At 57.5% G+C, this 22515-nt stretch carries 27 protein-coding genes; 6 read left to right on the top strand and 21 right to left on the bottom strand.

Translation table 11 applies throughout. From position 1 onward, the window contains the following. Positions 1-61: 61 nt before the first annotated feature. A complete protein-coding gene (gene dinB / locus ACAty_RS08600) occupies positions 62-1234 on the bottom strand; it encodes a DNA polymerase IV (RefSeq protein WP_004872756.1) in 1173 nt (390 codons plus the stop codon). Between dinB and ACAty_RS08595 the strand changes: the two genes are divergently transcribed. Next, the gene (locus ACAty_RS08595; RefSeq protein WP_038472002.1) at positions 1233-2201 is read left to right on the top strand and encodes an IS5 family transposase; all 969 of its coding nucleotides are present in this window, start codon (positions 1233-1235) and stop codon (positions 2199-2201) included. The two genes, dinB and ACAty_RS08595, sit on opposite strands and share 2 nt — an antisense overlap. Positions 2202-2594: 393 nt before the next feature. Here ACAty_RS08595 and lnt read toward each other — a convergent pair whose 3' ends face one another. From lnt to ACAty_RS08505, 18 genes are all read right to left on the bottom strand, one after another. After that, complete coding sequence (lnt, locus tag ACAty_RS08590) at positions 2595-4115, bottom strand: apolipoprotein N-acyltransferase (protein WP_004872753.1); 1521 nt, start codon at positions 4113-4115, stop codon at positions 2595-2597. Next, positions 4112-4540: a thioredoxin fold domain-containing protein gene (locus ACAty_RS08585; protein ID WP_051620762.1), complete on the bottom strand. Its 429-nt coding sequence runs from the start codon at positions 4538-4540 to the stop codon at positions 4112-4114. The genes lnt and ACAty_RS08585 overlap by 4 nt, the downstream gene beginning before the upstream one ends. Before the next feature lie 243 nt (positions 4541-4783). After that, positions 4784-5524, bottom strand: coding sequence for an HvfC/BufC family peptide modification chaperone (locus tag ACAty_RS15885; protein WP_169737314.1), 741 nt, complete (start codon positions 5522-5524; stop codon positions 4784-4786). After that, on the bottom strand, positions 5521-6333 hold the full coding sequence (locus ACAty_RS15385; protein ID WP_038471996.1) for a DUF692 domain-containing protein: 813 nt from the start codon (positions 6331-6333) through the stop codon (positions 5521-5523). The genes ACAty_RS15885 and ACAty_RS15385 overlap by 4 nt, the downstream gene beginning before the upstream one ends. A gap of 59 nt (positions 6334-6392) precedes the next feature. Beyond that, positions 6393-6641, bottom strand: coding sequence for a hypothetical protein (locus tag ACAty_RS08570; protein ID WP_004872749.1), 249 nt, complete (start codon positions 6639-6641; stop codon positions 6393-6395). A gap of 47 nt (positions 6642-6688) precedes the next feature. Continuing rightward, entirely contained in the window at positions 6689-7321 is a 633-nt protein-coding gene (locus ACAty_RS08565) for a thioredoxin fold domain-containing protein (protein ID WP_082179259.1), read from the bottom strand. An 18-nt stretch (positions 7322-7339) separates the two neighbouring features. Continuing rightward, positions 7340-7948 carry a thioredoxin fold domain-containing protein gene (locus ACAty_RS08560; RefSeq protein ID WP_226047687.1) on the bottom strand — a complete coding sequence of 203 codons (609 nt, stop codon included), beginning with the start codon at positions 7946-7948 and terminating at the stop codon, positions 7340-7342. A gap of 28 nt (positions 7949-7976) precedes the next feature. After that, positions 7977-9842 (bottom strand): protein-disulfide reductase DsbD, encoded by a 1866-nt coding sequence (gene dsbD, locus ACAty_RS08555; protein WP_153801819.1) that lies wholly within the window; start codon positions 9840-9842, stop codon positions 7977-7979. Positions 9843-10109: 267 nt separating this feature from the next. After that, positions 10110-10673 (bottom strand): OsmC family protein, encoded by a 564-nt coding sequence (locus ACAty_RS16460; RefSeq protein WP_226824495.1) that lies wholly within the window; start codon positions 10671-10673, stop codon positions 10110-10112. 76 nt (positions 10674-10749) lie between these two features. Next, positions 10750-11088 (bottom strand): DsrE family protein, encoded by a 339-nt coding sequence (locus tag ACAty_RS08545; RefSeq protein WP_004872740.1) that lies wholly within the window; start codon positions 11086-11088, stop codon positions 10750-10752. Next, entirely contained in the window at positions 11085-12374 is a 1290-nt protein-coding gene (locus ACAty_RS08540) for an MFS transporter (RefSeq protein WP_004872739.1), read from the bottom strand. Before ACAty_RS08540 ends, ACAty_RS08545 begins: the two co-directional genes overlap by 4 nt. After that, entirely contained in the window at positions 12371-12730 is a 360-nt protein-coding gene (locus ACAty_RS08535) for an ArsR/SmtB family transcription factor (RefSeq protein WP_004872738.1), read from the bottom strand. Before ACAty_RS08535 ends, ACAty_RS08540 begins: the two co-directional genes overlap by 4 nt. Next, entirely contained in the window at positions 12727-13464 is a 738-nt protein-coding gene (locus tag ACAty_RS08530) for an MBL fold metallo-hydrolase (protein WP_004872737.1), read from the bottom strand. The genes ACAty_RS08535 and ACAty_RS08530 overlap by 4 nt, the downstream gene beginning before the upstream one ends. Before the next feature lie 244 nt (positions 13465-13708). After that, entirely contained in the window at positions 13709-14242 is a 534-nt protein-coding gene (locus ACAty_RS08525; protein ID WP_038471990.1) for a TlpA family protein disulfide reductase, read from the bottom strand. Positions 14243-14354: 112 nt separating this feature from the next. Then, positions 14355-14846, bottom strand: a complete 492-nt coding sequence (locus ACAty_RS16455) for a cyclic nucleotide-binding domain-containing protein (protein ID WP_038471987.1) — start codon at positions 14844-14846, stop codon at positions 14355-14357. Positions 14847-14914: 68 nt separating this feature from the next. After that, entirely contained in the window at positions 14915-15403 is a 489-nt protein-coding gene (locus ACAty_RS08515) for a class I SAM-dependent methyltransferase (protein WP_238323828.1), read from the bottom strand. A 133-nt stretch (positions 15404-15536) separates the two neighbouring features. Then, on the bottom strand, positions 15537-15665 hold the full coding sequence (locus tag ACAty_RS16450) for an SHOCT domain-containing protein (RefSeq protein WP_226824497.1): 129 nt from the start codon (positions 15663-15665) through the stop codon (positions 15537-15539). A 110-nt stretch (positions 15666-15775) separates the two neighbouring features. Continuing rightward, positions 15776-16267 (bottom strand): ArsR/SmtB family transcription factor, encoded by a 492-nt coding sequence (locus ACAty_RS08505; protein ID WP_004872730.1) that lies wholly within the window; start codon positions 16265-16267, stop codon positions 15776-15778. Here ACAty_RS08505 and ACAty_RS08500 point away from each other — a divergent pair. The 3 genes from ACAty_RS08500 (at position 16254) to ACAty_RS15370 (ending at position 18403) form a co-directional block, all read left to right on the top strand. After that, positions 16254-16919, top strand: coding sequence for a glutathione S-transferase (locus ACAty_RS08500; protein WP_004872729.1), 666 nt, complete (start codon positions 16254-16256; stop codon positions 16917-16919). The genes ACAty_RS08505 and ACAty_RS08500 overlap by 14 nt on opposite strands. A gap of 96 nt (positions 16920-17015) precedes the next feature. Beyond that, on the top strand, positions 17016-17441 hold the full coding sequence (locus tag ACAty_RS15375; protein WP_226824494.1) for an ArsR/SmtB family transcription factor: 426 nt from the start codon (positions 17016-17018) through the stop codon (positions 17439-17441). A gap of 8 nt (positions 17442-17449) precedes the next feature. Then, positions 17450-18403, top strand: coding sequence for a permease (locus tag ACAty_RS15370; protein WP_082179256.1), 954 nt, complete (start codon positions 17450-17452; stop codon positions 18401-18403). Positions 18404-18529: 126 nt separating this feature from the next. Here ACAty_RS15370 and ACAty_RS08485 read toward each other — a convergent pair whose 3' ends face one another. Together ACAty_RS08485 and ACAty_RS15365 are read right to left on the bottom strand one after the other, a co-directional pair. Next, entirely contained in the window at positions 18530-18979 is a 450-nt protein-coding gene (locus ACAty_RS08485) for a DUF2442 domain-containing protein (protein WP_004872723.1), read from the bottom strand. After that, the gene (locus ACAty_RS15365; RefSeq protein WP_272945165.1) at positions 18976-19179 is read right to left on the bottom strand and encodes a DUF4160 domain-containing protein; all 204 of its coding nucleotides are present in this window, start codon (positions 19177-19179) and stop codon (positions 18976-18978) included. The genes ACAty_RS08485 and ACAty_RS15365 overlap by 4 nt, the downstream gene beginning before the upstream one ends. 389 nt (positions 19180-19568) lie before the next feature. On the opposite strand from ACAty_RS15365, the gene ACAty_RS08475 reads away from it, so the two are divergent. Next, positions 19569-22061 (top strand): heavy metal translocating P-type ATPase, encoded by a 2493-nt coding sequence (locus ACAty_RS08475; RefSeq protein ID WP_309221289.1) that lies wholly within the window; start codon positions 19569-19571, stop codon positions 22059-22061. Between the two features lie 31 nt (positions 22062-22092). Next, positions 22093-22488, top strand: coding sequence for a DUF302 domain-containing protein (locus ACAty_RS08470; RefSeq protein WP_004872720.1), 396 nt, complete (start codon positions 22093-22095; stop codon positions 22486-22488). The last annotated feature ends 27 nt before the right edge of the window (positions 22489-22515 follow it).

Below are 22515 nucleotides of genomic sequence, written 5' to 3'. Positions count from 1 at the left end.
ATGCACCAATCTTGACCATAGCCCCTCCCGCTGCATCACCGCCCATTCCCTGGCCATATTCTTACCCTTGGATGAGGATCCCGTCGAGCAAGTTCATCTGGTGTGCTACCCGACTCGCTGCTAGTACGTTGACCAAGCCGCTCATGGTGATCCCCAGCAGGCGGACGGACGTGCTCTTGGGAACGGCTCGGTCGAGTAACTCTGGTAGCCATGCCGCGATAGCATCCGCGCTTCCGATGCCCTCGGTCGCCGTATATGCTCGGGTGACCGTGGTAAAATCGGGAAAGCGCGCTTTGATATGCACGGTATGGCCCGCTAGGTGCAAGACCTGGAGACGGGCCGCAACTTGCGCTGCCATTTCCTGTAGCGTAGTAAGCATGACGCTTCGATCCGCCAAGTTTTTGGAAAAGGTGCGTTCGGTCCCCACCGACTTCCGCTGGCGGGACGGCTGTACCGGCCGCTCGTCAATCGCCCGCGCCACGTCGTAAAACCAGCCTCCCGACTTGCCGAAATGGGTCACAAGAAACTCCAGCGAGAGGTTCCGTAGATCCAAGACCGTTTCCACGCCCATCGCCGAGAGCTTTTTGACGGTGGCCGGACCCACGCCATGTAGCTTGCCAACGGGCAGCGGCGCCAAGAAAGCGAGGCCGCGCTCAGGTGGAATGACAAAAAGCCCGTGGGGCTTACGCCAGTCGGAAGCCAGCTTGGCCAGCAGCTTGTTGTAGGAGACCCCGGCTGAAGCCGTCAGCCCCGTTTCGCGATGGATGCGATCCAAGATCTCCCGAGCAATCTCGACTGCCAGGGTTCCGTCGGTCGTGGCGGCAGTCACGTCCAGAAAAGCCTCATCTAGCGATAGGGGTTCGACCAACGCAGTGTAACTGCGCAGGATGGTCATCACTTGGCGGGAAACCTCTCGATAAGCATCCATGCGGGGGCGGACAAAGATGGCCTGGGGGCAAAGAGAACGTGCCCTAGCTGCTGACATGGCCGAGCGGATACCAAATCGTCGTGCCTCATAGCTGCACGTCGCAACGACGCCCCGGACATTGGGGTCGCCACCGACAATCACCGGCAGACCACGGAGCTCTGGCCGATCGCGTTGCTCGACCGCTGCAAAGAAGGCGTCCATGTCCACGTGGATAATTTTGCGGATAGCGAGGCTGTGTTCTAGGGAAGCTCTGCACAGCCTGAGTTGATAGAATGAGGCGGTACGCGCAAGGCAGGAGGCGATCATGACGGGCCAGATGACGTTTGCAGAGACAATGGGGCTGTCGCGCCGACACAAGGAGACCAAGCGGGAGCGTTTCCTGCGGGAGATGGACCAGGTGGTGCCTTGGCAGGCTTTGATTGAGTGCATCGCTCCCTACTACCCCAAAGCTGGACCGCGTGGCGGTCGCAAGCCCATGCCGATAGAGCAAATGCTGCGTATTCACTTCCTGCAGCAATGGTATGCCTACTCGGACCCGGGCATGGAAGAGGCCCTGTATGAAATTCCCTTGCTACGGGCCTTTGCCGGTATCGACTTGGGCCGCGACCTGATCCCCGACGAGTCCACTATCCTGCGCTTTCGTCGCCTGCTCGAGCAGCACGGCTTGGCGCAACAGATATTTGCCCAAGTACAGGAGCTGCTGGACGCCTCCCACTTGATTCTGCAGGAAGGCAAGATGGTGGATGCCACCTTGATTCACGCCCCCAGCTCGACCAAGAATCGAGACCGCAAACGGGACCCCGAAATGCGTCAAACCAAGAAGGGGAACCAATGGTATTTCGGCATGAAGGCCCATGTCGCGACGGACACGCAAGGCCTGGTTCAGGCTGTCGAGTTCACCGCGGCCCATGTCCCGGACCATCGGGTGCTGGAAGAGCTGCTGACCGGAGACGAGAAGACGGTGCTCGCCGATCGTGGCTACGATTACCCGCAGGTCCATGAATTTTTGCGCAAGCAGGGGATTCAGGATGCCGTGGCCCGACGTCGCTATCCCGGCCAGAGGACGGGGCTACAGGCACTCAAGCGTTTCAACCGCTGTGTGGCAAGCATCCGTGCGCGTGGTGAACATGCCTTCCGCGTCCTGAAGTGTCAGTTTGGCTACCACAAGACCCGCTATCGAGGCCTGACCAAAAACGGTGCGCAACTGACCACCTTGTTTGCCCTGGTGAACCTCTATCTGGTTCGTAAGGAGCTCTGTTGGTTACGGGCATAATCCGTCACCAAGACGGAAAGCGGGCGATTTCCGTGCTCACCATGCGCTCTTGGGCGTCTCTGGGGAGGGAAAATGAGAATTTTCGTCGCCAAATCGATTTGGCGAGACAAACTCGCCCCAAATCACGAGAATTTTACACCAGTGCAGAGGTTCCCTAGTGGGCTGGGCAATCGATAACCTCCTCGTTTGATCTGGAGAGTCTATCAGATGGCGTGTAACGAGGGCGGCTATAGACCAAGGATCTCGGACTGACGGCCATAGGACGTCTATGCTTGCCTTCCGTCAAGGGAAAGCGGTAAATTCAACCAAGATGCTGCGCCATGGGCGGGAAGAGACTGTAAGCGGACGTTAGAAACAGACTTCAAATAGCTATTGTATTTCGCGTGCGGCATATTACTTACTCTCTTTTCTACGTAGATGCAGTAATTGATGATCTTTCCATCCGACCCGCAGAATTGTGAGCACAAGAAAACTGCCAATTAAAAATGGCCAGTCACCGTAGTCTCCAAAAGGAGTCTTTCCTTTCCTTGGAGATATTTTTCCATTTAAAGCCCCTCTAAAATATGCAGGAAGTTTGTCTTGTATCTTTCCGCCAGGAGAAATAATCGCAGTCACCCCAGTATTTGTGGATCGAATATCGGGTTTTTCCTCTTCGCGTGCCTGCATGGCGGCCATTTGCAAACTCTGCGGTAATGCCGTGCTATGTCCGAACCAGGAGTAATCACTGATGTTCGTCAGAAAAGAAGCTCCCTGTGTAACCCCCTTGCGCACGTCCCGAGAAAAGGACTCTTCGTAACATATCGTCATTCCTGCTTTTAAGCCCTTAACGTTCAGCGTGGAAGGCCCGTCGCCTGGAGTAAAGCTGCCCAATCCCGGCAAGAAATGGTGCACCAAAGGCGCAAGCAATTGCGGAAATGGAATGTATTCGCCAAAGGGAACCAGGTGTTGTTTTCGGTACCAATGCCATGGAGCCAATCCATCGATATCCAACGCCGCATTATAGTAGTGGTGTTTTGCGTACTCGACAATTCCGAGAATGATGTTTGTGTGATGTTCTGCAGACCATCTTTGTAGATTGCGGAGCAAGCCAGGAACCTGCGTCTGAAAAACTGGGAAGGCGGTTTCCGGCAAGACGACCAGATTCGTGCCTTTTGGCGTGGCAAGAATGAGCTTGACGTAGGTATCAAGCACCGCGCTGAGTTTTGCTACATTCCATTTTTCTGTTACTGGAACATCGCCCTGGATGAGTCGTACCGTAAGCTGCTTATGCATCCGTGCAGTCCGTTGAATGTCTTGACTAAACGCCGCTCCGGTATAGAGCAGGACAATTCCACCGATTGCGGCGACGGCCTTCCTGCGGTTAGCCCGATGGCGGATAAGGAAAAGAAGCAAAGCAGCCACGCCGGCAGTTGCCAGGCCCACGCCGTATTGGCCCAGGAGCGGAGCCCATCCCCCCAGGAGACTCCAGGTCTGACTGTATCCGGTGGCAAGCCAGGGAAACCCGGTGAAGAGATGGGCTTGAAGCCACTCCGCTCCTATCCACAGAAAGGGAAGCGCGAAGAGTCTGCTATGCGCCCACCACTTCGCGGCTACCCACAGGGAAAGGGCTGGATAAATAGCGCAGTAGAGTGCCAGCAGAGCAACGGCGGCCGCAGACAACAACCAACTCATGTGCGCATAATTATGAAGCGGTATAGCTAACCAATAGATCCCGGCTGCAAAGGCCCCGAAGCCAAACGCAAATCCTATCGTTGCGGCAGCGCTTGGTGTGACCCCATCAATGAGCCAAAATAGGGCCAGCAGGAGGGCAATGGTCAGGAAGGAGAGATCAAAGGGTGCGAAGGCTAATGGCCAACAAGCACCCAATGCCACAGCAAGTCCCCAACGCCATCGCAGGCGGAGGCCCTTCTTCATGCGATCGTTGCCAGAATGTTATGCAGTCCGAGCAGCCCGAGCCCATGTTGGAGGTGCCATCGTTTCGCCTTGGTATAATAGAGCAGCGTTGGGGTCGCCTCCTCGCCGGTTTCGGCAAGCAGCTGTGTGTTGTCCGACACCGCTCGACGGATCGCCAAGGGTGCTTGGTAGTCAGGACGAATGCCCCCTTCCTCGGTAATAACGTTGAAATGCGATTCATCGAAAGCTAGCGCCTGCGCTGGGTTTTCGGCAGCTAAAATAGCCGCCGCTTTGGCAGCGCTGGTGGGCTTCAGATAGCCAACGAGAGCCACCCGCAGATGGAGTTTCCCAGAGCGTACCAGGGGCATGGCCTTTTCGTAGAACCGGTGACACCAGATGCAGTTCGGATCCATGAAAGCGGTCAGCTCTGGACCACGGTTGCCCACGAGAAAGGTATCCGCATGGCGCAATTTTTGGACGATAGTCTGAATGGGCAGGGCTTTCGGCGGGAGATCGAAGGAGTGTTCGATGTGGTCAAAAGCGCTTTGAGGCGTAGCTGCAATTGCTGATGACGACAGAAAGAACGTCAGACCAAGAGAAACAATTGATATCCACCCGGAAATGTTAAAAAAACCAGGCCTTGTTCATTTGTCCTCCAAGATTACGGATCGTGGCAGAGCGTTTCGGTATCAACCGACTCGAATGAGTCCAGCACGTTGGCAAGACTCGAGAATTTGTTGGTACTGTCCACCGGGATCAGCATAGAGTCCCCACTGCAGAGCGTCTTCGAGTGATTTCCCGGTACAAAGCTGGTTTAGAAAAACATAGGACCCGGCAGGCAAAATCCAATAGATTGGTCCCTGATCTGTGGGAATCATGCCGATACCCAACCAAGCATGTCTGTGTAAATCTCCTTGAGTCCAATCCGGGAGATCATGATAACGAGTCACCTCTTCGTAGGTTACCCAGTGGGAGCGAAACAGGCGTGGGAGGCGATCCAGGTAAATGGCGTGACCAGATGCACGTCCCAGGAACAGCGCGGGTTCTCGTTCTCGCGGAACCAATGGGTGGCAACATTCCAGATTGCATCGATGAAGAAACCATTCCAGACGCGCAATCTCCCCAAGATGTTGCAGACTTTTCCCACGAGAAATCAGAAAAGGACCCAAGTGTTCCCCGTAGAGCATCAGGTCCGGATCACTGGGTAAATAGAGTCCTCGATAGCTGTCTGCTAACTGGTTGAATGGGCCGACGCCGGCCATGTCGGCAACCGCTGGGTAAATGTTGGCCAAGGAATCCGCCAATCGGTTCTGCATACTTTGTCGGTAGAAAGACAACGCCGGAGCAGAGGGTTCATCGTCTACCGACTGCAGAATTCGGTTAGCCCAATCTCGCTGCCAGCGAAGTAATGCTTCCCTATTACCATTCATACTGCGGATTCCAGAGATTGTGCTGTCCTTACCAACTCGGACAACGAGGGCAGGTCGGCATCCCATTCCAGAATGCGAATGGCATCGGGAAAGCGCGCGCATGCGAATGCAAAGAGAGTCCGGGCCTGTTTTCCGGGGTCACGACTGTGGGTGTCGACGGAGAGAACCGTTCCATCCCCCTGCACTTGCTCACCGCCGGCAACATGAATTTCGGTAACTGCTGGTATGGGCAAACCACCCAGCAAAGCCCATGGATCCCCTCCATGGTTGTCACAATTGATTCGCAGGTTCTCGACGTCCAGCAGCAGTTGGCAGCCGGACTGCGATACCAACTCCCGCAAAAAATCCGCCTCTGAGTAGTCGTCTCGTCCATTCGGCGGGAGATAATAAGCAATATTCTCCAGGAGCAAAGGACATTGCAGAAAATCCTGTACCATTCCTATGCGAGACACCAGGTGCCGCAACACAACGGATTGTCGAGGAAGGGGATACTGATCACTGAAATACTGGCCATCCAGTGAAGACCAAGCAAGATGGTCCGAGACCCGAAGAGGATCTATCTGATGGATTAGAGTACGTAGTCTCTTTAGATAGCTCGTATTCAATGGGTCGCTGGAGCCGATGGAAAGTCCTACTCCGTGCAGGGTGATCGGATAACGCGAGCGCACCGCCTCCAGCTCTGCCAGCCAGGTTCGATCGGCCCCCAGATAATCCTCGCTGTAGACCTCCAGGACACTAACGTCGGGCTGCGTGAGCAGAATCCCCTCGACGTGAGGAGCCCGAAGCCCGATTCCTGTGGAAGCGTGCATGGTACTCTAAACCAGTTCGTCGCCGGATTTCTGCGAGAACCGGAATCCGGCAAAGTACCTTACATGGTGGATTTCTTTTTTACGCCACTACAACCATGACGCATCATTCCCCCTTTGTTCTCATAGGCTTTGCGTTTACCGCTGCAGCCATGGCGCATCATACCTCCCTGGGATTTTGCTGCGGACTGCGTTTTGCCCATGGGCGGGGCCATGGTGTCGGCGTTAGCCAATGTGGTTATGGTGCCACCGGCCAAGCAACTGGCGAGAAACGTACTGGCGATTGTCTTGGCTACTTTGCTGTGTTCCATGGTATTACTCCTTCTTGCGTGTTGTCGATATAACGGGGTAGATTGGGTTAATCGTGCCCGTGCCATAAATGTGGTAACAGTTTTTTCAAGCTGGCTTCAGAAATGGCCCCTGGGATGCGTCCGATAGCTCCATCTTTGGCACGAAACAAGATCGCGGGAGTACCTTCGAAGCCCGTCTCGCCCATAATATCCAGATTCTGCCGCAGGTTCTTCCGGGTTGCAGCGGTTGGGGTTACCTTCGGCAAGGAACGATAACTCCCGCTGCGTAACGCTGGACCAACAATGGTTTCAAAGTGTTTGAGGGCCTGCAACGGGTGCGGTGACTGCAGCCAGGCCGCCGCTTCGGCGGGACTTTGGGGGGTGAGGAAGGCGACCGGTACATATCGTACCGTCAATTGTCCAGCCCGAATCAAGGGTGCCTCGTGTTCATACATCACATGGCAATAAGGGCAATTGGGATCCTGAAAATCGTAAATTATCGGACCTGCATGGCCGTCCTGAATATAGGTGACGTGGTGCGGTAAAAACTGATTCCAAAAAGAACTGGCTGTCATTTTGGGAGCAGTACCCGAAGTCTTCGCAAAGGCGAGGTTTGGGGTAAGGAGGAAGAAGCCGAAGATGAGCACCCCTCCCAAGATCCATTGCGCCCGCTGATTGTTCATCCATCGATTCATTCGCATTCACGTCTCCCGGAAGTTCTATTTGAGATTAGGAAGTAGGGTCAGCAGTTCCCCGCGGGAAACCATGCCGGGCAGTAAGCCCGTGGCACCGCTCTTGCGCTGATAGAGAATGGCTGGGACCCCCATGGAATGGGTGCTTTGCAGCACGGCCATGTTGACTTGCAGCGCGTGAATGGTCTGAGGAGTCGGTTTGGCTGTGGGAAGACCAACTGGCCCGCTCGCTGCCAAGGGAGCCGCAAAACTTTTACCCGCCAGCACTTCGAAATGCCGGAGCGCAGACAATCGATGCGAAGACTGCAGAATCGCGGCCGCCTCCGGTGTACTGCTGGGCATCAAATAGGCCACCGGAACATAGCGTACCGTGAGCTTCCCGGAGCGAATCAGGGGCTGCTCCTCGTTGTACATGCCATGGCAATAAGGGCAGTTCGGGTCAAAGAAATCGTAAATGATGGGCCCTCTGTGCCCTTCCTGAATGTAGGTGAGACGCTGTCCGATCGTTGCCCAATAGCTGGCTTGGGCCATGGGTGGCAGGGAGCTGGAAACGGTCGCTGCCAGTGCCACCGGAGAAGAAAAAGCTGCCGCCAGCATCGTGCCTACGACGGCTGTTATCACTGAGTGTTTGCGCATGGTTGTGCTCCTTGTGCATACATAAAAATCAACGGTCATTCCCCGTTGTCCCCAACTTTTCCTGCAAATGGCGTAGCAACGTGTTAGGACCCTCATAGCCCTCATATTGCCCGACGAGATGACCGTCTGGGTTTACCAGCAAAACCGCTGGTGGGCCGAAGAGTTGGAAATGGTGCAGGAGTGCGGATGACTGGCTGTCATTCGCCGTTACATCCACACGAATCAGGGACAAAGGCCGCAACGCGCTCTCCACTCGGGGATTGTCATAGGTTTCCACATCCATCCGCTGACACTCCACGCACCATTTTGCCCAGAAGTCCACCAGGACGGGATGGCCCTTGTCTGCGGCCAGCGCCGATCGCAATTGCGACAAGCTGCGAACCAAAGTGAAGTGCGGCGTACTGGTTTGTTGCTCCCCCGGGAGTGGCAAGTCATGCTGTACGAACGGTGCGAGCGGCTGGAGCACCTGAGAACCTCCCCCCAAAGCACCTATGAACAGGGCAACCCCGAACACCAAGGCCAGCAATCCGAGTCCTCGGCGGAACTGTTGCCATCCGGTAGGTGCGGAGTGAGAACCAAATACACCCAGATAGACGCTGGAAACGATCGCCAGTGCTGCCCACAGGGCAAGAGCGACATTACCGGGCACAATGCGCGTGAGAAACCAGATCGCCACCCCGAGCAAAACGACCCCAAAAATGGCCTTGACTCCATTCATCCAGGCACCGGCCTTGGGTAGGAAATGCCCGGCCGAAGTCCCGATGACCAGCAAGGGAACCCCCATCCCCAAGGCAAGAAGAAACAGTGCCAAGCCTCCCAGTAACACATTGCCAGTATGGGCAATAAACAGGAGGGCGCCGGCCAACGGTGCGGCAACGCAGGGGCCGACGATCAGCGCGGAGAGGACCCCCATTAGCCAAGCGCCGGTAAAATGCCCACCCTTTCCATAGCGGGAGAGACGGGATTGGATGGCAGTCGGCATCTGCAGTTCGTAAAAGCCGAACATGGACAATGCCAGCAAGACGAATAGGGCGCTGAAGCTCCCGAGTACCCATGGGCTTTCAAAGAATGCCTGCAGATAGGATCCCGTAACCGCAGCCAGTACCCCGGCAATGGCGTACGTTAGGGACATCCCCAGCACGTATGCCAAGGAAATCCAGAAGGCATGCCGTCTGGCCTGTCTTGCCGTCATCTGGTCCTCTACGTGCCCGACCACCAGGGAGGACAAAATCGGGATCATGGGGAAAATGCAGGGGGTAAAAGCCAACCCCAGGCCAGCGACAAAGAAGAGCAGTAATGTCCAAAAAGCATGGCTACCGAGTAGCCCTGCAGCGAACTGGCGATACCTACCGGAAGCCGCATGCGACTGCTGGGGCGCTACGGGTTTGACCAGTGGTGGCTTCTCCGGAGGTGACACCGTGGCCACGGCCGCTGTACTGGGTGTTGCTATGCTAGGCACAAGCGTATAGGTCTTGGTTTCTACCGGATAACAGACGCCAGCATTGGCACAACCCTGAAAGCTGCTGGTCACCTGAATCTGTTTCGGGGGCTGACCCTGGAAATGGAGCGGCACGCGAACGGTGGTGGTGTCTCCCTCGTAGACGGCCAGGGTGCCCACCCCAGGAATGTGCATGGGTTTTCCTGGTGGCAGGGTGTAGGGTCCCAGCCGTACGGTGCCAGGTGTCACGTGCACCTGAATCCGGTTGCGATATAGGTGATAGTGTTTGGCTGCCACCCACTGCAGCACCAGTTCGTTCTGTGGTGCCATGTGCGCGCGGAATTGAAAGGCTTTGGCTGGAGCCAGAAACGAAGAGGAACTCCCCATCAGGGGGGAGAAGACTTCGCCCGCCAGAGCAACGGGGGGCAGACACAGCAAAGTGATCAGGAGGATCAAAACTCCCCTAGTAAATTGTTTAACTGCGCACTTTGCCACCCTCTCCACTCCCAATCTTTCAAGAAACAGGGAAACTATGTCCGGTCAGGAAATCTGGGTAATCAGAAAGAACCACCTCCTGAAGAGGCTGGATCCTTCTCTGGTTACCACGGACCCTCTTTCCTGCGTTTTACTATCCATTGGGTGCGAGGCCCTCAGGTCACCCATCTTCCAGAACGCGTCGCGACCATTACGGTCCCAACCAGGGCTACGATTCCGTCTGGATCGTCAGGAATCCCGAATAAATCGCACCTGCACCGGAGTGGGATAGCGCACCATATCGGTGACGGGGGATGTCTGTTGCACGTGATCCAGGAGATCGGCGATTTCCTGGTCCGATGCAGGGCTTTTGATCCGGCAGGCAATATGGATCTCCTGACACCCAGGTCGCACCGATTCCGAGATTCCCAAAAACCCCTGCAGATCGATATCCCCCGTGACGTCCAGGGTCATTGTCTCAATGGTGATTCCACGCGCGGCGGCGTTGTAGGAAATCCCCACCGAAAGGCAAGCCGTCAGTCCCGCAAGCAACAATTCCACAGCGTTGGGCCCCCGATTGCTTCCCAGCAGCACAGGCGGCTCATCTCCTTCGAGCACAAAGGGTTGTGTACGCGACGAATCTTCCTGTTTGACCCCGCTGAATCCTTGAATCTGCGTCCGCACGTGGGCCCCGGTTTGCCATTCGGTGTGGGCGCGGAAGACAAACTTCGCAAGTTCGGGGTCTCCTTTCACGGCATCAATGGTTGCCATCAGTTGCGCAACGTCCACACCGTTCACTGGGGTTGAGTCCATGCGTTTTCCTCCGGGTAATCAGTAGATTCAGAAATTGCTAAACCGTGAGACAAAGAGAGCGCACCATTTGTTCCCATCAAAAGCAGACCACCTCATCCACGGCACTGATCCAAGCCGAGAGGCCTTTCATGGAGCTCTTAGCGACACCCTTTGGGAGGGCGTCGATCCCCTGGGCTTGCAAGGAGCTTCCGCAACACTGGACCTTCAGTCCCAACTCCAGCAGTTCGTTCAGCAAGGCATGCGTGCTATCCCCTGCAGTCTCGGTACCTTTCAGCAAGAGAACTCCCTCTCCCGCAAGAAACAGGCGCACGTCCTTTCCGTCAGCCAGCATGGCCCCAGCGAGTCGGACAGCGGTGTCGGCCCTGGGGTTTGCCCGTTCCGGAGCGGCATGCAAAATTATGAGAGCAGTAGTCATCCAGATACTCCTGTAGAAGCGGCGTGGGTTCGCGGGTGGGTTTCTTGTACGGAAAGCGCGATCCACAAGCCAGAAAACGCGACGATGCCGGCGGTGAACCAGATGGCGGGAAGAATCTTGTCGCTCCATTGTGCGACCACGCCGAGCACCAGGCCACCAATGGCATAACCCGTATCTCGCCAGTATCGATAGGTGCCCAGGATGCGTCCACGCTCCAGTGGGGGCGCCACATCGGACATGGCGGCGATCAGGTTGGGATAGAGAAGGGCCATGCCCAGGCCCATGACCGCGGCCGTAGCAATCCACGCGGTGAAGTGGCCGACCAGCGCAGTGCCTGCAAGCCCCGCAGCCAGCAGGGCGAAGCCTGCCAGGATGGGCGGTCTGCGACCGATGCGATCGGCGAGATGTCCGGTCCCAAATTGACCGAGCCCCCAGACCATCGCATAGACACCGGTGATCCAGCCGATTTGCACGACGCTCAAGCCGTGAAACCGGAAAAAGACCGGGAAGAGGACCCAAACCAGGGTATCGGCAATCTTGTTGGCGACCCCCCCCTGGCAGAGGGCCCGATAGGTGGCGTCCCGAAAAGAAACGTGCAGGAAAGTCGCCCAGGTGCTGACCTGAGAAGCCGTCTTTGTGGTTTCTGCCGATGGCTGACGCTGTGCATGCTCTGCGCGAACCCAATGGATAGTATCCTGGATCCCCAATAGTAGGAGTAGTGCAAGCGCAATGACCACGAGTCCGAAAGCCAACAGTGTCCAACGGGGACCGTAGACGACGGCAAGATAGCCCGTTGCGAGGCCCGCCAAACCCACCGCGATGTAGCCCACTGCCTCATTGATGCCAACAGCCAGACCGCGCTGGTGGTTATCGGCCAGATCGATTTGGCTCGTGACGGTCATGGTCCAGGTGAAGGCCTGATTTACCCCCAAAAAAACATTGGCGCCGATGATCCACCACCAGTTGGGAGCAAAAAAGATCATTAGCGGAATAGGAATCCCCGCCAACCAGCCCAGGAATAACACCCGCCTGCGACCGATTCGATCGGATAGCCCGCCGGCGACAAAGTTGAGAGCCCCTTTTACTAGACCAAAGGAAATCACAAAGGAGGCGAGAAAAAGGAAGGCGTGGCTATCTACGCCAAAACGGTGGCTCATGGCAGGAAGGACATTTCTCTCCATGCCGATGATCAAGCCTACGAAAAAGACCTGAACCGTTTGCAGGAGGAACTGACCTCGATTGACGCCAATTCCTCGAGTATAGGTCGTGGTCTCCTCGGAGCTCATCCCTGATGGCCCTTGCGTAGAGGCACCACCGTCGCTAATGCCTCTTGAAGCTGGGTAGTGGTCTGCATTTGGTCCAGGATGAGATCGCGGACGATCTCGCACGTTTCCAGAACCTTGGGGCTGGTCAGACGATAGTGACAGAAGGTCCCGCACTTTTCGCAATGCACCAAGCCCCGAGCTTTCAGCACGCTCAGGTGCTGGGAAAGGTTGGCTTTGGAGAGGCTGATGAGTTCTGCCAATTCACCGGCATTTTTCTGTCCCTCGCCCAGATAATGGATGATCTCCAGGCGTTTGGGGTGCGCAAGGGCAGAAAATACCTCAGAAAAAAGCGCATACCGAACGGTATCATTCTTCATGCTGCTTTCCCCAGATTGATGGCAACCATGCGCGCCATATCGGCGGGCTTTTCGGGAACGTCCGTGGTAAGCGAACGAACGAAAGCCTCGCGCTCCATGGTGAGGTAAGGGTCCCAACGTTTTTCAAAACCCAGAGTCGAAGAAGGCTTCCCGGACAAGCCTGCACCGCAGACGCTCCCGGCCGCGTGCCCTGGGAAAATCTCCAAGTCATCGGGCAGGGTGAGCAGTTTTTGGTGGAGGCTGTCGAAGAGTTTTCCCGCCATTTCCTCCGGCGTTCCACCCAGATCTGGGCGTCCCACTCCGCCAACAAAGAGCGTGTCACCGGTTAGGGCAAACCAGGGATCGGCACTTCTTCGCCGATCGCTGACCAGAAGACAGAGGCTGTCCAGGGTATGACCGGGGGTGTAGAGCACTTGCGTTACGACATTTCCGGTTTCCAGGACTTCGCCGTCGTGAAGGCCGCGAATCGCAAACTGCACCAAGTCTACATCGCTTTCGTGCATGCAGTACGGTGCGCCAACCCGTTCCGCCAGGGCCCGCCCGCCAGATAGGTGATCGGCGTGAATGTGGGTGTCGATGACGAAGCTAATGGCAACTGCAGCCTTCTGTGCCTCTTCGAGGAACCAGTCCTCGTCGCCCGCTACCACATCCACGGCTACCGCGAAGCCCTTGCCTCCGCACCCGTAGAAGTAGGACAAGGTACCGTCGGCGCTTGCGCGTTGTTTGAAGAACATGGTTCACCTCCAGCATTCCGAAGTTAAGAAATAATGCAAATAAAAGGTAGGTAAAATCTTCAGCCCTGTCAAGCTCGCGCCCTATGCTGCCAGTGGTGCTATAGGTGGCCGCCGATATCCAAACAGAGATGGAGCGCTGTCCCGGTGAGGACTGCAGGGCAGCGAACGGTAGGGTGCAATCGACAACGCCGTGGCGCCAGACATCCCTATCAGGAATATGCGCACGTTGCTCGATGGATACTTCCTAAACCCATGTCCACAACAACTTCCAAACAATCACGGGTAGCGCTATGGCCCCGACATAGCGTCCAACAATTCGCCCCTTCCCATTGACGAGTATACTGGTCGGAGTCAGGATAACGCCGCCTAGCGCCTGGCTGACACCCTGGCCGGCGGCCAGATACTCCGGATAGTTGATGCCCAACTCGCGCATCCTCGCACGTACGGCTTTCGCTGTACTTCCATTTACGCCAATTCCAATAATGCTAAAGGACTTCCCGCCGAACCACTGCTGCAGTTGCACCAACGCTGGGGTCTCGGCCAAGCAAGCCGGACAGTCTGGGGCCCAGAAGTTGATAAGGATCATCCTCTTCGGTACCGCTGGCAGGTCAATAAGCCGACCACTCAGGCTTCGGACGACTAAACTCGGTAGTTGATGGGGGATATTTGCCGCCATAGGGCTGCCTCGCCATTGCGTAAACGCATAGACTCCAATCAGCAACCCGATCCAGATAACAAACTCTATCCAAAACCGTCTTTTTTTCAGAAAAGAAAGCATGATGGTGGATATCCTCGCCAAGAGGCGCTTGGGCAAATATCAAGAGTCAGCACCCATTTCCCCGGGATATCCACCAAGTGGTTGAACCGACACACTACGTCCACTTGGGAAATCAAGATGCCTTGATACTCTCCGCTTTGAGATGAATCTTTCCCTGATTTTGTAGGCGAGCTAGCAATACCGTCACACTTGCCGAACTCAGGGAAAGCATCTCCGCCAGGGCGTCTGGATCCTGGCTGCCGGCTTGTTCAATCCGATGGAAAACTTCATCCTCTCGGGCCGCGAGCCATTCTTCAAAAAGTTGGTACAGCTCCGGCTGGGCATAGGCCGCGAGCGCGGTGGTGCGCTGCATGGTTTCCAACATTTCCGAACACATCGCCATGCACGATCCCATCATTTGTTGCATGGGATTGCCCCCTTCCGCGCCTTCCCCGTGCTGGTTCATCATCTTCTGCATCATCGCCATAGGACCCCCACCGCCTTGCCCCATCATTTTTTTCATCATTCCCATGCCCATCTCCATGGGGTTTCCACTCCCGGACTTTGCAGAATCGCCTTTTTCGTTGCCACTTTTTTCCGGTTCATCGGGTTTTGCTGATTCCATGACCACTCTCCTAAATTACTCAGATTTGTCACTGCCAACAGAATTCCTGGGCAGTTCCGGGTTCTCCGTTATCCACGAAGTCGAAAAAGGCTACCGTAGTGATAGGGGGGCAACGTAATCACGTCTACCTGTTGGAAGCCAGCGGGTTCTACCACAGTTCGCACCCGCTCCGGCGTCATGCGCAGTTCCGTGCGCGGTCCGCGTGCCTGTCCCAGGACCGGAGTTTCTTCCCGCGGGCGGGCATGCCAGTTGACGACGGCAAAAAGCCCGCCGGGCTTGAGGACGCGGGCGATCTCCCGGGCCAGCGCTGTCTGCTCGGGCACGCCGTGAAAGGTATTGGCCATGAGGCAATAATCTACCGGCTTCGGGAGCAGTTGATGCAGATCCATGGCGTCGCCTTGCAAAAAAGAACAGTTCCTCAACCCGGCGCACGCCGATTCAGCGGCAGCAAGCATTTGCGTGTCGAGATCAAGACCGAAGACTTCACCGTTTTCCACCTGTTTGGCGAGGGCAGCAGTGAAATAACCATCGCCGCAGCAAAGGTCCAAGACCGACATTCCTGTTGTCACGCCAAGATCCTGAACGACCCTCAAGGGATCGGGCCACAGCGCTTGCCACCAGTCTGGGTCAGGCATGATTGTCGCTGGGAATAAAGCCTCTTGCTTATCAACGTTCATGTAATCTTCCTTCTTACCCTTCCAGATCCTTGCGCATTTGCTGGTACTCTTCTCGAGTGATCTCCCCCCGGGCATAGCGCCGGTCCAGAGTTTCTCGCGGCGTTTCTGCGGATCCGGACGTTTTGTGGGAACCACCGCACATGGGACCGCCTCCCATGCCACCGCGCATCATGAAAACCATAAAAACCACCATCAGCACCAAAAAAATCAGCGGGAAGATCCACCCCCATGGCATCCAGCCCCACCCTCCATTCATCCACATGACCTTGTCCTCCGGTCTAATGGGGAAGTACTGCCGTCAACATCCTCATCGGGGCTGAGCAACGGAGTATGAGCCCCTATCCAAGCCTGCAACGACTCCAGAATCCCTAACAAGTCTGGGTCGGGAAGGCAGTAGTACACGAAGCTCCCGCGCCGTTCGGCGCGCACCAGTCCAGCTTCCCGCAGAATGCGCAAGTGGAAGGAGACATTGGTCTGGGGTTGCTTGGTGGCACGGATGATGTCGGTCACTGGTCGGCATTCCGTCCCCAACGCACAAAGGATGGACAGCCGGTTTGGTTCGGCCAGGACTTTGAAAATCGGGCTGAGCAATCGAGCGGGGCAGGACGCTTCCGGCATAACATTCTCCTTGATATGAGCACGCTCACACATGTATAGTTGCTCATATTGATGATAGCGCATGCAGTTGTCAATAGGTTCCACTTTCGTGCTGCCATCTGGGAGGATTTTCATGCTGACGCTCATTCATTTTGACTTCTGCCCTTTCTGCCAGCGGGTGCGTTTGGCACTGGGTTACAAGGGAATCGTTTTTAACGAGCAGCCAGCGCGCTTCTATGGTCCAGAACACTTCCAATCGATTAGCGGTTTTGATCGACTGCCTGTTGTCGAGTACCCCGATGGAAGTCGCCAGGGCGAATCTCTGGAGATCATCGCAGAACTGGATCGCCGTTTTCCTGAGACACCGCCGCTCTGCCGCGGAGCCATTAGCGACAAGGAGTGGGAAGGGGTGCAGGCGTGGCGTGCACGCATCAGTGACATGCTATTTCGCCTGATCGCACCCACATTGCCGCAATATGCGAGTCTCGGACAGGATCCCCGCGCAATGACCTATTACCGGAACCGTATGGAGAGTTGGCTGGGAGATACGCTGGAGGGGCTGCAGGAGCGTCGTAAAGAGTGGTATGCCGCAATGGAGGCCGATCTCCAGGACGTTGCCGCGCGCGTCGCCGTCCACGGCTTCTATACTCCCATGTTTTCTGTGGCCGACACGCTTATTACCGGCGATTTGACCGGCTTACGCCTACTGGAGGACATCCAGTTGCCACCCGAACTGACCACATACTTCGCACGCGTGGAAGCTGCTGCCCAGACCACGCTTCTGCCCACCCGGGGATAGCAAAGACGGCTTGGCTTTGTTCGTGAATCATCGGTAGTCGTCAAAGCGGCCCGCGGACGGCCGGTAAGTAAGGGAGAAACTGCGCGTGCGCTCCTGTTGACAGGTGACCCGATCATTACTATATTTGTTCAAATGAGAATAGAAGATACTGATCCGCGTTGTCTCGTCAACTGCTTTGAACCCGGCAAAGTCGCTGCCGCGCGCATGCGTCTGGAACAAGATGAATCCGATATCAAAGCGGTTGTGCGCATATTTGATGTGCTGGGAAATCGAACGCGTCTGCGCATCCTGCTTGCTTTGGCGTCCGAAGAGCTTTGCGTCTGTGACATTGCGCACGCGCTCAACCTCAGTATCAGTGCAGCTTCTCATCAATTACGTGCATTACACGACCGGGACTGGTTGCGTATGCGTAATGATGGAAAGATGGTCTACTACCGCACCGATCCTCAGAAAGTAAAACAACTTCTCAGCATGACAAACGCCTTCCTAGAAGCCCGGATTGCGCAGCAGAAAGCAGGATAGGGGGCTGCATGGATTGGTTGGGTACAGTACTCGATTATTCCAAAGAGTTCGGAGAAGTCGCGGTTTTTGGATTCTTGTTTGCAGGTTTTTTGCAGGCTGTGGCAAGACCTACGGTGGTGGCCAGGTATTTATCGGGATACTCTTTGTGGCGCGCCAACGCGATCGGCGCTACGGTTGGATTTTTTACCCCCTTGTGTTGTTGCACTGCGATTCCTACCGCGCTGGCACTTTGGCGTGGAGGTAGTCGACCCGGGCCTGCCTGCGCCTTTTTAATTGCGACGCCCTGGTTCAACTGGTATGGGCTGGTAGCCCTGTGGATATTTCTGGGCTGGCAAATGGCATTGGTTGTCGCCGGCTCGGGTGTATTAATCGCCTTTCTCACGGGGATGATCATCGATTGGCAGTCTACCGACAGATGCACCGCTCGATCGCTGGCAACAGAGGTGCCAGAAACGGTCTGTACGACAACGTCTTGTTCCGTCAAAAGTGGTTCTGCCTGTTGTTCTACCGTGGATGTTGTTGGGAGTGGAAAGTTCTTCGACTTCTCTCACCCGTGGAAAAAACTACAGATGGCCGGGACTAACGCCTGGGCTTTGGCACGGGAGCTTTTACCCTGGATTGTTGCCGGAATATTGATTGGCGCTACGGTCAAGACCTGGCTACCCACTGCGTGGATCAGTGCCCTGGAGGCCCGTGACTGGCTGACTCCTGTACTGGCTCTGAGCTTCGCGACGCTACTTTATGCAGATAGCCTGGGGTCGTTACCGCTGGTCAACGCGCTGTTGCAAAAAGGATTGGGGCCTGGGAATGGCATGATTTTGCTCATTGCCGGTGTGGGCTCAAATATCGCCACGCTCGGCCCAATTTATCGCGAAATGGGAACCCGCGTTGCCATTCTGTACGCCTGCTGTGTCATGACCCTGGCGCTTCTATTGGGGATATTGTGGAATCTCTTTCTGTAGTTTAAAAGCGAATAAATAAAGGACACTCTGATTTATCTTCCTGATATAATGTGAGCACTCCTGGGTCGATAATATGGATCTCGCGAACGACTGCTTACGCTGCATCACCGCCCATTTCGCGTTGGATCATGCGGCCTCGTGCTGCAAGGATTCGTAGCCGATGCAGGCCAGCCAAACTGTCTTCGGTATGGGTCGGGCGCCACTTTTGTAGTAGGCAATCATGCGCCGGGTCATGCCAATCGCCTGAGCGGCCAGACTCAAGCTGAGTTGGTTGCGCTCCATCCAGGCGGCGAAGTCCTCGCGCGTGGGCAAGCCTGCCTGCTGACGTCCCAGGCTGTAGAGGAGATCTGCTCCCAGGTCCAGGCCGCCGGGCCAACTCAGTCCATCTCCCCAATCATCGCTCTGCGCCTGCGCGAAAATCGCCGGGTCGTGGAGGGCGACAAAGGGGTCTCCCTCCCGTTTTGGACCGATGGTACTGCGCAAATCCGTCACAAAGGTCTCTCCGGTGGACCATTCGATGGTAGTCTGGAATGGCCCGGTGATCTCGGCCTTGCGAATCTGCGGTGCATGGTTCATGGGTTCAGCCTCCGATATTCCGCCAGCAACGTCTCCCGACGCGCTTCTACCCAGGCGTGCACAGGTACCAATCGTTTATGGGGTGTCACAAAGCCCGAGAGTAACTGCCCGGTTTCGATGGCCAGGGACACCCTCGACCCATCCCGAAATTGGACGTGGACGTGCGGCAATGCATGAGGCTCTCGACCGTTGATGCGCACGCGCTAGTCGTCCACCCGGGGATAGGTCGTCATAGGGTTAGAGTAGAGCATATATTGCACTATCTCAAGGAATGGTCCTGCATATATTGCACTATCTCAAGGAATGGTCCTGTCTACACCTCCATTTGTTCCGCGATCTCCAGGGCGTCGTCCACCTCCATGCCCAAGTGCCGGACGGTACTCTCCAGCTTGGTGCGTCCCAGCAAAAGCTGAACGGCTCGAGATCAGTCGCGGATCCCGGACACTACCCGAGAACGAACCCGGAGGCAGCCGACCGCAGCTGCGCTTGACATTACAATGCACCATAGGCTTAGGCTGAGATCACGTGTTTCACGGGTAAAAATCCGCATTTCTGAGTCGAGGGTTTCGCTACGCACGAGCATCAGCAATTGGCGCAGAACAGCAAACTCGGAGGTTTGATGAATTCATCTACGAAATTGCAAGAACTGCAAATTGACGTTGGCGGCATGACCTGTGCTTCCTGTAGCGCGCGCGTCGAGCGCGGCCTGCAAAAACTGCCGGGCGTGGCCGAGGCCACGGTGAACCTGGCCACCGAACGAGCCGAACTGCGCTTCGACCCGGCCTTGCTCGAAACCGGGAAGATCCTGGGGGCGATCCGCGACACCGGCTACACACCGGTGACGCGCGAGATCGATCTTGCGATCGAAGGTATGACCTGCGCCTCCTGCGTGGGCCGGGTCGAGCGCGCCCTCAAGCGCGCGCCCGGCGTACTGGAGGCTTCCGTGAACCTCGCCACCGAACGGGCGCATGTGCGCTATCTGCCCGCCATGACCGATCCGGAAACGCTGGCGGCGGTGGTGACCGAGGCCGGTTACGCGGCGCAGCCGGTGAGTGAGGCCGGCGCTGACACGGCGGATCAGCGGCGCGCTTCGCTGCGCGCCATGGGGCGGGACGTCGCCATCGCTGCGGCGCTGGCCGTGATCGTGCTGGTGCTGTCCATGGGGGGTACCTTCATTCCCGCTTTCGATCATGCCCTGCCGGCGGCCAGCCCGTTTCCACATTTCTGGGACTGGGTGCAATGGCTGCTCTCCAGCGTGGTGCTGTTTGGGCCGGGGCTGCGCTTCTTCCGCCCCGGCTGGATTGCCTACCGGCACCTGTCGCCGGACATGAATTCGCTGGTCGCCACTGGCACCGGTGCGGCCTGGGCCTACAGCACGCTGGTGCTGATCGCGCCGGGCCTGTTCCCGCCCGAGGCGCGGCATGTGTACTTCGACTCGGCGGCGGTGGTGATCGCGGCGGTGCTGTTCGGCAAATACCTGGAAGAGCTAGCCAAGGGCCGAACCTCCTCGGCCATCCGCAAGCTCGTCGGCTTGCAGGCCAAGACTGCGCGCAAGCTGCAGGACGACGGCACAGAAAAGGAAGTGCCGGCGGCCCAGCTTCGGGTCGGCGACCGTGTGGCGGTGCGCCCCGGCGGGCGCATTCCGGTGGATGGAAAAGTGGTCGAGGGCCGCGCCCACGTGGACGAGTCCATGCTCAGCGGCGAGCCGCTGCCGGTGCTCAAGCAGGCGGGCGACAGCGTGGTCGGCGCCACCGTGGCTGTGGACGGGCGGCTGGTGGTGGAGGCGACCTCGGTCGGCCGCGACACGGTGCTGGCGCAGATCGTGCGGCTGGTGGAAAGCGCGCAGACCGGCAAGCTGCCCATCCAGGGCGTAGCCGACCGCGTGGTGCGCATCTTCTCGCCGGCGGTGATCGCCATCGCCGTGACCGCCTTCGCGGTGTGGCTGGGGCTGGGCGCGAACATCAGCGTCGCGCTGGTGACGGCGGTGGCGGTGCTGGTGGTGGCCTGCCCCTGCGCCATGGGGCTGGCGACGCCGGCAGCGATCATGGTCGGCACCGGACGCGCCGCCGAACTCGGCGTGCTGTTCCGCAAGGGCGAGGCGCTGGAGACGCTTTCGCATGTGGATACCGTGCTGTTCGACAAGACCGGCACCCTGACCGAAGGCAAGCCTGCGCTGACGGCGGCGGAAGGACCGCAGGCCGAGGAAGCGCTGCGCCTGGCCGCGGCGCTGGAGGCGGCCTCCGAACATCCGCTGGCGCGGGCCATCGTCGCGGCGGCCCGGGAACGCGGGCTTGAACTGCCCGGCGTCGAAGACTTCAAGGCGGTGGCCGGCTACGGCATCGAAGGGCGCGTCGAGGGGCAGCCGGTGATCGTCGGCGCGCGGCGCTTCATGGAACGCGAAGGCGTGGACCTCGCCGCGCTGGCGGACCGCGCGGCGGCCCTGGAAGCCGAAGGCGGCACCGTGGTGTTCGTGGCCGCCGATGACCAGCCGCTGGGGCTGCTTGCCATCGCCGACCGTGTCAAGCCGGAGGCGCGGGCGGTGGTGCAGGCGCTGGCCGGTCATGGCCTGCGCGTGGCCATGGTCACCGGCGACGCACGGCGCACCGCCGAGGCGGTGGCCGCCCGGCTGGGCATAGAGGAAGTGCATGCCGAGGTGCTGCCGCAGGATAAGGCGCGCGTGGTCACCGAACTGCAGCAGGCGGGGCGGCGCGTGGCTTTCGTCGGCGACGGCATCAACGACGCCCCGGCGCTGGCGCAGGCTGATGTGGGCATCGCGCTGGCCAGCGGCACCGACATCGCCATTGAAGCAGCCGACGTGACCCTGACCCGTGGCCAGCTCGGCGAGGTGGTCACCGCATTGACGGCGGCGCGCAAGACGCTGGGCAACATCCACGGCAACCTGTTCTGGGCGTTCTTCTACAACATTCTGCTGATCCCGATCGCCGCCGGCGTGGCCGCGCCGCTCGGCATCCATCTCAACCCCATGCTGGCAGGTGTCGCTATGGGCCTATCGTCAATTTTCGTGCTGGGGAATAGCTTGCGCCTGAAGCATCTCCACGCCTGGCAGCCCACTGCCGCCTGAGTATCCATCCCAACGAAAAGGAGCAATTACCATGAGTCAAATCGTCTTTTCCGTCACGAGCCCAAGCGACTATCCCACCACCGTCAAGCTTGTAACCGAAGCGCTCAAACACGAGGGTTTCGGCGTTCTGACCACCATTGACGTCGCAGCCACGCTCAAAGCCAAGCTCGGGGTGGAGCATAAGCCATACATCATCCTTGGTGCCTGCAATCCGCATTATGCCCATCAGGCTCTGCAAGCGGTATCGGACATCGGCGCCCTACTGCCCTGTAACGTGGTGGTTCGGGAGGAGGAAGACGGCCGTGTCAGCGTAGTGTTCATGGATCCCGAATCGGTTCTCGGACTGATTGCTGATCCCAGGGTGGAGCAGGTCGGACGGGAAGTAGCTGAAAAGCTGCATCGTGTGGCCAGGATGGTGGGGAAGTGATGGCTCTCCTGCGGGAGAGCGCTATTC

It is taken from the genome of Acidithiobacillus caldus ATCC 51756, from assembly GCF_000175575.2.
Lineage (GTDB): Bacteria > Pseudomonadota > Gammaproteobacteria > Acidithiobacillales > Acidithiobacillaceae > Acidithiobacillus_A > Acidithiobacillus_A caldus.
The sequence above is the reverse complement of the archived record's forward strand: the minus strand, read 5'-3'. Positions and strand labels throughout refer to the sequence as shown.